8 protein-coding genes are annotated in these 9,785 nt (G+C 61.7%); 5 read left to right on the forward strand and 3 right to left on the reverse strand.

Features of this window, described 5'->3' with window-relative positions:
* The first annotated feature begins 14 nt into the window (after positions 1-14).
* The 3 genes from AB0T83_RS15310 to AB0T83_RS15320 all read left to right on the forward strand — a co-directional run bounded on the left by AB0T83_RS15310 (position 15) and on the right by AB0T83_RS15320 (position 1,236).
* Entirely contained in the window at positions 15-386 is a 372-nt protein-coding gene (locus AB0T83_RS15310) for a DsrE family protein (RefSeq protein ID WP_366194090.1), read from the forward strand.
* A 26-nt stretch (positions 387-412) separates the two neighbouring features.
* Positions 413-778, forward strand: a complete 366-nt coding sequence (locus tag AB0T83_RS15315; protein WP_366194091.1) for a rhodanese-like domain-containing protein — start codon at positions 413-415, stop codon at positions 776-778.
* Between the two features lie 164 nt (positions 779-942).
* The gene (locus tag AB0T83_RS15320; RefSeq protein ID WP_366194092.1) at positions 943-1,236 is read left to right on the forward strand and encodes a hypothetical protein; all 294 of its coding nucleotides are present in this window, start codon (positions 943-945) and stop codon (positions 1,234-1,236) included.
* Positions 1,237-1,424: 188 nt separating this feature from the next.
* Here AB0T83_RS15320 and cydB read toward each other — a convergent pair whose 3' ends face one another.
* The 3 genes from cydB to AB0T83_RS15340 all read right to left on the reverse strand — a co-directional run bounded on the left by cydB (position 1,425) and on the right by AB0T83_RS15340 (position 4,332).
* Positions 1,425-2,447, reverse strand: a complete 1,023-nt coding sequence (cydB, locus tag AB0T83_RS15325; protein ID WP_366194093.1) for a cytochrome d ubiquinol oxidase subunit II — start codon at positions 2,445-2,447, stop codon at positions 1,425-1,427.
* A 5-nt stretch (positions 2,448-2,452) separates the two neighbouring features.
* The gene (locus AB0T83_RS15330; RefSeq protein ID WP_366194094.1) at positions 2,453-3,925 is read right to left on the reverse strand and encodes a cytochrome ubiquinol oxidase subunit I; all 1,473 of its coding nucleotides are present in this window, start codon (positions 3,923-3,925) and stop codon (positions 2,453-2,455) included.
* 182 nt (positions 3,926-4,107) lie between these two features.
* Positions 4,108-4,332 carry a hypothetical protein gene (locus AB0T83_RS15340; RefSeq protein ID WP_366194095.1) on the reverse strand — a complete coding sequence of 75 codons (225 nt, stop codon included), beginning with the start codon at positions 4,330-4,332 and terminating at the stop codon, positions 4,108-4,110.
* A gap of 927 nt (positions 4,333-5,259) precedes the next feature.
* Between AB0T83_RS15340 and AB0T83_RS15345 the strand changes: the two genes are divergently transcribed.
* Both AB0T83_RS15345 and AB0T83_RS15350 read left to right on the forward strand, forming a co-directional pair.
* Entirely contained in the window at positions 5,260-6,858 is a 1,599-nt protein-coding gene (locus tag AB0T83_RS15345; protein ID WP_366194096.1) for a M10 family metallopeptidase C-terminal domain-containing protein, read from the forward strand.
* A gap of 558 nt (positions 6,859-7,416) precedes the next feature.
* On the forward strand, positions 7,417-9,785 hold a 2,369-nt coding region (locus AB0T83_RS15350; protein WP_366194097.1), incomplete at its 3' end, for a DUF5801 repeats-in-toxin domain-containing protein.

The raw sequence follows: 9,785 nt of genomic DNA on the forward strand, positions 1-9,785 counted from the left end.
AAAGGAGAACCAAGATGGAAGACCAAACCAAGAAACTGGCAATCGTGTTGTCACGCGGCCTTGACGATGAACGTGCAACCGTGGCTTTCACCATCGCCAAGACCGGGCTTGCCTCTGGGCAGCAAGTAACGATGTTCATCGTCAGCGCCGGCGTCGACGTGGTGCGCAAAGGCGCCGCAGACAATGTGCAGATGAACCCCTTCGACCCGCCCCTGAAAGAGCTGATCGACCATTTCCAGTCCAACGGTGGCCGAATCCTTGTCTGCCCGCCTTGCGCAAAGGTGCGCGGTTACGAAGAAGGCGACTTCATCGATGGCGCGCAGATCGTCGGATCGCCAGCGCTTCACGCCTTGATCCTCGATGGCGCCGCCACGTTGAGCTTCTGAGCCGAAACGAAGAAAGGACAAAGACCATGACTTCTTGTAGCGATACCGGTTCCGTCACAACCTCCTCTGCCACCCCTATTTCGGCAGCGACCGCGCGAACCTATCATGGGCGCGCAGGCGTCGAGTTTGTTGACCCCAGACCGCCAGAAGCGATCTACAGCACGACGGGCAAGATCCCCGGAGCGCGGCTCATCTCCATCAGTGATGTCGAGCGCGGCAACCTGCCACCAGCCTTCGCTGACCGGTCGCTTCATATTGTGGCGACCTGTCAGGCCGGTCCCATGGCATCGAAAACAGCAGCAGCCTTTGCCAAACTCGGGTTTGCCCGGGTGAGTTGGGTTGAGGGCGGCACTCAAGCCTGGGTCGATGCCGGTTACGAGACCTTGCGCTGAACCGACGGCCCGTTTCGGGACCAACCCGCGTCACCCTTAAAACCCAGCACCGCCGATCGAATTGGCGGTGCTGATTTTTTGTTTCCGGCCGTATCCGCAGACGGCCGGTTTCCTGGCAGGTCTGAGCGAACCCGGCAATTGCTCGGACAAGATGTACCTCGCGTGTGGCGGGTGTCGCGGCCACGCGATCACGCTCTACAACCTCCTCGACCGAGAGACCTGAAAGACCGCACGATGGCACCTCGTTCCTCGACGAGCTCGCGGACCTGCGTCCCGAGTTCGACCGGTTGCTGCACTTCGAGCCGATCGATGCTATGGCCGGAACGCGGATCATTTGTGAACAGGATGAGGCGCGGGAACTGTTCGTGCGGCTGTCCGGACGCGCCCGTGCAATTTTCCCGAACGGATCGGGACAGGCCGATGTCGTCGCCAGATTTCTTCCGGGCACGGTCATCTGAGAAAATTCCCTCTCCAGCGGCGCGCCCAGGACGGCGGAAGTCGAGGCGGCGACGGACGGCAGTTACTTCGGATCGACTGCCGGTCGGTCCTGTGGTCGAGCTGCGGATCAGGGGATCTCTCGGCAGACTTTCACCGGCCAGAGCTCTTTCGATTTCGCTACTTTGCGAGGGACCACAAGACCCCTTGTCTAGATTCCACCCGAATCTTTGGGACCCCGGACCCCAGGTGACTTGCCACGGAAGACCCAATAGACGCCGACTGTATAAATCGCGATCGCTGGCAGTACGATGACACCGCCGTAGGTGAAAAAGAGCAATGACGCCGGCGGCGCAGCCGCATCGGCGACAGTAAGTGAATAGGGGATCATATAGGGCCACATCATCGCCGCGAGGGTTCCGAAAGCGGCGACGAAGGACAACACCGTCAGCAAGAACGGCAAGTGGTCGTATCCCGACCTTGCTGTTAGCCAGACTGCAAGCAGTGCACCGGCCGAGACGGGCGGGAAAACAAGCACCCAGCCCGAGATCTGATGTGCTCCACGTTCAAGCTCGCCGGTCAGATCAATGGTCAGCGCCACCACAAAGGCGAGACCGAGCGTGACGGCGATGCCGAGCAACAACATCGGAATCCTTGCGCGGGCCCAATCGCGCAGTGGGCCGTCGTTTTTCAGCACCAGCCATCCCGCACCAAGCAGCGCATAGCCAAGCACCAGACCCACGCCGGTCAGAATTGGAAACGGGTGCAACCAGCTGAAACTGCCGCCGGCATATTGCCCGTCCCTGACGGGGATACCGCGCATCAAACCGCCCACGGCAGCGCCCTGAACGAAAGCGACGACCACGGAGCCGACGAAAAAGCCGCGGTCCCAGAACGCCTGCATGGGTCCGGAGCGATAGCGGAACTCGAACGCAATGCCGCGAAAGATCAACCCGACCAGCATCAGAAGGACCGGCAGGTAGAAGGCTCCGAGAAAGACAGCGTAGACGGCAGGGAATGCGGCGAAGAGGCTGGCGCCGATCACCACCAGCCAGGTCTCGTTGCCGTCCCAGTATGGCGCGATGCTGGTGACCATGCCCTCACGATGGTTCTCGTCGCGGGTCGTGCCGAAGAGGATGCCGACGCCGAGATCGAAGCCGTCAAGAATGACATAGATCAGAATTGACGCAGAGATGACCCCGGCCCAGAAAAGGGCGAGCGCGATTGGTTCCATCGCGCTCACTCCCTGGACCGCGCGCCGGTGGCGCTGGCTGCATCATCGGCATAGGCCATAGGCCGGCTGGCCGTGGCGGCAGGGATGGCCCTTCCGTCGCCCACCGGCCCTTTGCGCAGTAGATCATAGATGTAGTAGATTCCGAACGTCATCAGGATCATGTAGACCACGAAATATACTGTGAGCGAAATCAGAACGTCGCCGGTGGTCAAAGACGGGGTCACCGCGTCCTTGGTGCGCAGAATGCCGTAGACCACCCACGGCTGGCGGCCAACCTCCGCTGTGTACCAGCCGCTGATCACAGCTATGAAACCGGACGGAAACGACAGGAACGCGGCCCACAGGAACCAGCGCGACGTCTCCAGCTTGCCCAACAGGCGCAACAGATTGCCGCCCCAGGATACGGTCAGCATGATCAGCCCCATGCAAACCATGATGCGGAAGCCGAAAAACGGTATCATTACCGGCGGCCGGTCCTCGACGGGAAACGCATCCAGCCCCACCTCTTTCGAGGTCCAGTTGCCCGAGGCGATGAAACTGCCAAGCTTCGGAATTTCAATCGCGAACCGGTTGCGCTGCTCAGCCTCATCCGGCCAGGCGATCAGCACCTCTGAAGCGGGTTGTTGCGTCTGCCAGCGCGCTTCGATGGCGGCGAATTTCGCCGGCTGGTGCTTCAGAACATAAACCCCGGCCAGATGGCCGAAGTACAGCTGCACCGGGATCAGAACGGCAGCAAGCCCGAGGCCCCAGTGCAGCATCACCCGGCCCTCGGACAGGTGCACGCGACGCAGGAAATACCAGGCACCGGTGGCCGCAACGCACATTGCGGTGGTCAGGAACGCGGCCAGCAACATGTGAGACCAGCGCACCATCATCACCGGTCCCAGGACGATCTCGCGCCAGTCCGCTGGGATGATCCTGCCGTCAACAATCTCGTGGCCGACCGGCACCTGCATCCATGAATTGTTGGCCAGTATCCAGAACGACGAAAGGACCGTTCCAAGTGAAACCATGCAGCAAGCGAACAGGTAAAAGCCTGGCGAAACCCGGTCGCGCCCCAGCAGCATCACGCCAAAGAAACTGGCTTCGAGCATGAAAGCGGTAAACGCCTCGTACCCCAGGAGAGGTCCCTGGATCGAGCCGGTCTTTTCCGCCAATACGCCCCAGTTGGTGCCGAACTGAAAAGCCATGACGATGCCGGTCACCACGCCCATGCCGAAGGAGACCGCGAAGACCTTGAGCCAGAAATCGAAGACCCGCCGATAAACAAGATTTCCCGTCGCCAGCCGCATGCCCTCGATCGCCGTCAGCCACGCCGCCAGCCCGATGGTGAAGGCCGGAAAGATGATGTGAAAGGTGATCACGAAACCAAACTGGATGCGCGACAAGATGACGGGGTCGAGTTCCAAATGCGTGCTCCTGTGTCTCGGCGGGCCGAAGCCGGACCATTTGTTTGCGGTCTCGTCTAGCCCCAGCACTTAGACCATGGCGCTGCTCTGCCTGGGAGGCCAAGCGGGTGAGGTGAAACCGGCGGCCACCGCCAGCTCCTGCGAGCCGCCCTGCATGGAGCCGGTCACCCCGCCGCCGGTGCCGCCGTCGACCAGAGCTGTTCGCCGGTGGTGCTGTCAAGCGCATAGAAACTACTGCCGACATTACCAAATCATGTGAAACCGCCGTCTGTGGGGGTCATGTCGCAAGCCTCCGGATAGCGAATCTTGGCCCGCCACGCCCACGCGCCGGTATCGGCGTCGATCGCAAAGACCCAGCCTTGCCAACCCTCGTCTCCCTGAATCGGCTCGCCAAGCGCGTGCATTGGATTGAGCGTCGCCATGCCCATCCAAGGTGCCCCGATGGATGCTCTCTCGCGCTCCTTGCTGTCAGACATCGTAACCTCGTAAACCAGTCAACCCCGCCAATGGGTATCAGACTGGCTCCAGGCACAATGGCCGCCCCGTTCCATTCGGCGCCACCGCCCGCGCCGGGGCAGAATGGAACTGGCTTGCCAACCTCGAACGGAACCGGGCGGTCGCTGTATCCCAGGCTTTGGTAGCAAATGCACCAAAAGATTGACCGGACGCCCACAAAAGAACGTAATAGGAACATATATTGCCTTCGGAGGCTCGGATAGCCCAGCATTTTCTCTTGTCTGCGGCGGCGCGGACCTTGTCTCTCAAGGCGATCTTCTCCGCGGGCAAAGAGGGGGCCTATGGCCACCCGCTGCGCGATTTGAGGGCAGCGCGCGTGGCGATGACCGTTCGGAAGCGATCATTCCCGACGTGCCATGGCATCCAGTTCGCCAAGCAGCCCCGGAAAGCGGAACATCGCAAATGCTGTCGCTGCGACGTTGAACAAGGGCGATGAGGCAATCACTCCTGGGCCACCGGGTTGTCAGGTCGACAGTTTGAAGTTCCAGGGCCGGGGTTCGTCAATCCGGACTTGGGGATGCGCTGAGGCGACGGCGTCAAGCGTTGCCTCGAGATCCGTCAGGTCGGCAGACGGGCCGGCAAGATCCTGCCGTCCGGACAGGGCGCTGCATCCGTTCACGTTGCGCCTCATTTCCGCCGATGGTAGCCGATGCCCCAAGCGCCGCAGAACGCGCAGAACCGACGGCATACAGGCTTGAACATCCCAACAGAGAACGGGCGGGCACGGCCCCGCTTCCCCGGGCACATCCGCGCACCGGTCCAAGCTGCACGTCTCACATCAACGGAATCTTCACCAGGTTCTGAACACCTTCCATCCGCTCGCCGATCGGTTTTTTCGGAAAGCGCGGCGAGGCTGGCTCGGCCTGAAACGTGAAAAGGACAGCAATATGATCGGCACGGCAGAACGGGCGTCAGTATCAGGACATCGCGGAATTGGGCTTGCCTTGGACCCTCTGAACCTGGGCGACTTCGACAAGGGCGGCAGCAAGGGCAAGACCCAGGACAGTGGCAAGGGCGGCGGCAAGGGCCGACAAAGCGATCCCGTTGCCGTCGACGATTTCGGGACCGGCTTCAGCGTCTTGTCGGATACGGTGCTGCATACCGGCGATGTCCTGCAGAACGACCATGACCCGGATCTGGACACCTTCGCGATCACCGGCTTCGACGATTCCGGAACCCTTGGCTTGTTGGCGTTCGAGAGCGGCGGCGTCTTCCACTACGATCCCAATGGCCAGTTCGACTGGCTGGCGCCGGGCGAAAAAGCCTTTGACACGTTCACCTATGTCATCACCGATGCCGGTGGGCGGCAGAGCACGGCAACCGTCACGATTGCGGTTACCGGTGCCGAAACACCTGGCGAAACCGGCACCGGCGATCCGACTGGCGGCGGGGATCCCGTGGCAGCGCCGAACTATGTCGAGGCCATCCTTGTCGACGCCACGGCCAACCGCCTCAACCTGCCCGGCGCGCTCGGCAGTTCCGCTACCGTCACGTTCTCATTTGCCACCGCGACACCGGACTACTACGCCGCCGGAAGCGCGCCCCATGATGCATTTTCCGAGTTCACCGACGCCCAGAAAGCAGCCGCCCGCGGCATCCTGGCGAGCGTGTCGGAATTCACCGGGCTGTCATTCATCGAAGCAACCGGCAGCGATGCGCAAATGGTGTTCGGGAGTGCCGACGTGGGCGGACGTGGTTTTGCCTATTTTCCGACCGGGACATCGGCCGGTGCCAGGGCGGCGGATGTGTGGCTCGACAACTCGATCGCGGCGATGTCCTACGATCCGGGGACCGAGGCTTTCAAGACGCTGATCCACGAGATCGGCCACGCGCTCGGCCTGTCGCATCCAAGCCTGGAGTTCGCCGCCACCACGCGCCAGTACACGGTCATGACCGCCTATAGTCATGCCAGCATGGATAACGACGTGTCGAGCTACATGCTCTATGACATGGCCGCGCTTCAGTATCTCTATGGTGCCAACGCGGCGCATGAGGCCGGTGACACGACATACGATCATGCGATGTTCGAAGGGCAGATCCGGACCATCTGGGATGGTGGCAGCCACGACGAAATCGACGCCTCAGGCGCCGCGTATGGCGTGGTGATCGACCTGAGAGAAGGCGGTTTCAGTTCCATCGACCCTTTGGGGACGAACAATGTCGGGCTTGCCTATGGCACCGTGATCGAGGATGCGACGGGGTCGGATCATGACGACCGGCTGATCGGCAACGGGGCCGACAACACACTGACCGGCGGAGGCGGTGCCGACATATTCGACTTCGATCACAACTGGGGGGCGGATGTGGTTACCGATTTCGAACCGGGCGCCGACCGCATCGACCTGTCCGGGATCGGCATCAGCCTTGCCGCTCTCACGTTCGAGGACACTGCCGGCGGGACTTTGGTGACCCATGGCAGCGATACAATCCTGCTGAGCGGGATCGCCTCTGCTGATCTGGATCAGTCCGACTTCCTGTTCATCTGAACCGATTCCTGGAAACCGTCTGCCCCGGCAACCTGACGGCGACATTCGCCAAAAGTGATTCGGGCAGGCGGCTTTCAGATGTCTTGCATTTGGTACAGACCTAAAGCCTGCGACACTTTAACGTGTATTGTCGGGGGTTTGACCGCCAAATTCCTCTCCATGATTGCCATTTTCCGACCCAATTTCTTTAAAATTAAAATTCAATGTATTACGCCAGATTTCTGTCGGACCGGCAATGGTTCAGGCATCCGCGCCAGACGGGGAATGGCAACGCGACCCACGCGGATCGTGGAAAAAAGCCGCCGATTGTGTTACGTTCACATCAGCGCGAGACGCGTTCCAAAACAACCCCGAGGCCATCCACACAACGTATTGGCGACTATCCAAAATCGTTCGACCAGGTCGACCGAGCGGTGTCTGCCGTGGGTTCCGGAATGGTGACCGGACAACGAAAACCATTGTGAAAACAGTTCACCAGCCAGTTCAGGATTGGCTGGAAGGCAGCGGTGCAGCCTTCATTTCGTGCACCCCAAAGAACTGCGCAGGGAGGAGAAAATCATGTCGGAAGAGTCACTGGTCATTTCCGGTCCCATCAGCCTTGACGAAACTGCGGGCGTACAGGCCGGCACGAACGAAATCGCGGTCGCCAATCTCTCGACCGAGTTGTCGGCCGCGCTCTATACATTTCTCGACGCCAACTACCTGACCGGCGGCGCGGCGCTCGGAGATCCCGACAACGTCTCGCTTCTTTCCGGTGCGCTCAGCACACCCGATGGTTTCGACAATCTTGCATGGACGGATGCAAGCGGCGATCCCCTGACCGGCACCGCAAGCACGCTGAAGGCGCTCGACCCAACTTCCGGCGTCTACGAAACGGTCAATCTGGCCACGGACCCTGCCGATGACAACATCCTGATCGGCACCACGACCTCCGGAAATATTGCCTTTATCGCGATCATCGACACGACCTCGGCGACGTCCTCGGACGTGTTCTTGATGAACTTCCTCGCCTTCGAACAGGCCGATGACACCGATCCCAACGACATCTCCTCGCTGCTCGTGAACATTTCGGTCGCGTCAAGCCAGGTCTTCGATGATTTCAGCGATGCCCCCTCGGGCGCGAACGACTGGCTGGCCTTCGGCGACAGCGCCGGCGGTATCCAGTTGCTTGCCACCAGCTCGCCCTACGAAATCGACAGTGACAACGGCGTTGATCCGGACGATCAGGGCAACAACAGCACCGTTAACAGCAGCAACATCGGCCTTGGCACCAACAAGCAGTCGGTCAAGGTCGGTGACCAGTTGCGCCTTGACCTGGTGACGGGCACGATCACCGGCGCCGCGCTGACCGCCAAGCTCAGCCACGACGCCGATGCAATTACCTTCGACCAGTATGTGGTCGGCGTGAACCAGATCCAGTTTGGCCTGGTGCAGACCGGCGGCAACGCCAAAAACCGGGTCGACGTCAATGTGGATGGCTTCTTCGTGGATACCTCCGCGCAGGGCGGCACCAGTGACGCCGAATTCTTCCACAATTCCGTCGAGGACGGAACCAATGAGACGCCGGTCGTCTTCGATCGCGTCGAAGTGCGCAACGCCAGCGACGTCGTTGTCGCCTCCTGGGATGCGGGGGACGGATTCGACAACAGCGGCGACACGGCGGTCAATATCTCCATCCAGGGCATGACCGCCAATGTCGAGAACGTGATCCAGGGGTATTCGATCCGGGTGTTCTCGGTCACCAACATGAACCGGATCGAGATCACCAACGATTCCAACGGGCGGCGCAGCCTCGCCAACAAGACCTTCGACATCGGCGCGGTCGAGGTCAGCAACATCGTCGGCGACACCGACCCGTTCCTGATGAATTTGGTAGACGATGCCCCGGCACAGGATGCCTCGAATGCACCGCTCGAACTGTTCGAGGACGCCTTGGCGGGCGGACTGCCCGACACCGACGGCGAGACCGAGGTCGCCAGCGTATCGACCGATCTCAACAATGTCGTTAACGCGGGCCAGGACGTGCCGCTCACCTTCGGGCTCTCGAACGACGCGGCCGCGCTTGCCGCGCTCGACGGACTCGGGCTGACGTCGGGGGGCGTCGCGATCACCCATTCCGTCGCGATCGACGTGAACCCCGCTGGTGACGACGTCCTGACGGCCGCCGCCGGCGGAACCACGATCTACACGGTGACCGTGGCCGAGGATGGCACCGCGACGATCGACCTGATCAACGCCATGGATCACCCGCAGGGGCTGCCCAACCAATCCGATGATGACGAGATCGTGGTCGACTTCACCGGCGTGTTGCACGCCGAAGACGCCGAAGGCGACGACGCGACATTCAACACACAGGCACTTGTGGGCAGTATCGAGGACGATGCCCCCACGATGAACGCCGGCGCGGCGGCGCCGAGCCTCGAGGTCGACGAGTCCGATTTCGCCACCAATGCCAGCGCCAGCTTCGCCGGCATCTTCACCCCGGCCTATGGCGCCGACGGTCCGGCCGCCGGCGCCCCGGTGACCTATGCGCTGAGCGTGACCGACCCCAGCAGCGGGCTCACCGACACGCTCACCGGCCAGCCGGTCACCCTGGGCCTTGAAGGCCCCGATGTGGTCGGCCGCAACGGCGACGGCGACGAGGTGCTGCGCATCAGCGTCAATGCCGCCGGGCTGGTCACCCTCGACCAGAGCCGCGCCGTGGTGCATCCCGATGCCGCCGATCCCGACGACCTGGTGACCATGGCCGCCGGCAAGGTCGCGCTGACCGGCACCGCCGAGGATGGCGACGGCGACACCGACGCGCTGCCGGTCGACATCTCGACCTCCTTCGGCTTCCGCGACGACGGGCCCACGATGAACGCCGGCGCGGCGGCGCCGAGCCTCGAGGTCGACGAGTCCGATTTCGCCACCAATGCCAGCGCCAG

The organism is Meridianimarinicoccus marinus (genome assembly GCF_040689105.1).
Lineage (GTDB): Bacteria > Pseudomonadota > Alphaproteobacteria > Rhodobacterales > Rhodobacteraceae > Meridianimarinicoccus > Meridianimarinicoccus marinus.

What these genes read in the sequence shown, in the direction of transcription:
- AB0T83_RS15310 (WP_366194090.1), top strand. Translation starts at nt 15, where the DNA reads ATGGAAGACCAAACCAAGAAACTGGCAATCGTGTTGTCACGCGGCCTT.
- AB0T83_RS15315 (WP_366194091.1), top strand. Translation starts at nt 413, where the DNA reads ATGACTTCTTGTAGCGATACCGGTTCCGTCACAACCTCCTCTGCCACC.
- cydB (WP_366194093.1), bottom strand. Translation starts at nt 2,447, where the DNA reads ATGGAACCAATCGCGCTCGCCCTTTTCTGGGCCGGGGTCATCTCTGCG.
- AB0T83_RS15340 (WP_366194095.1), bottom strand. Translation starts at nt 4,332, where the DNA reads ATGTCTGACAGCAAGGAGCGCGAGAGAGCATCCATCGGGGCACCTTGG.
- AB0T83_RS15345 (WP_366194096.1), top strand. Translation starts at nt 5,260, where the DNA reads ATGATCGGCACGGCAGAACGGGCGTCAGTATCAGGACATCGCGGAATT.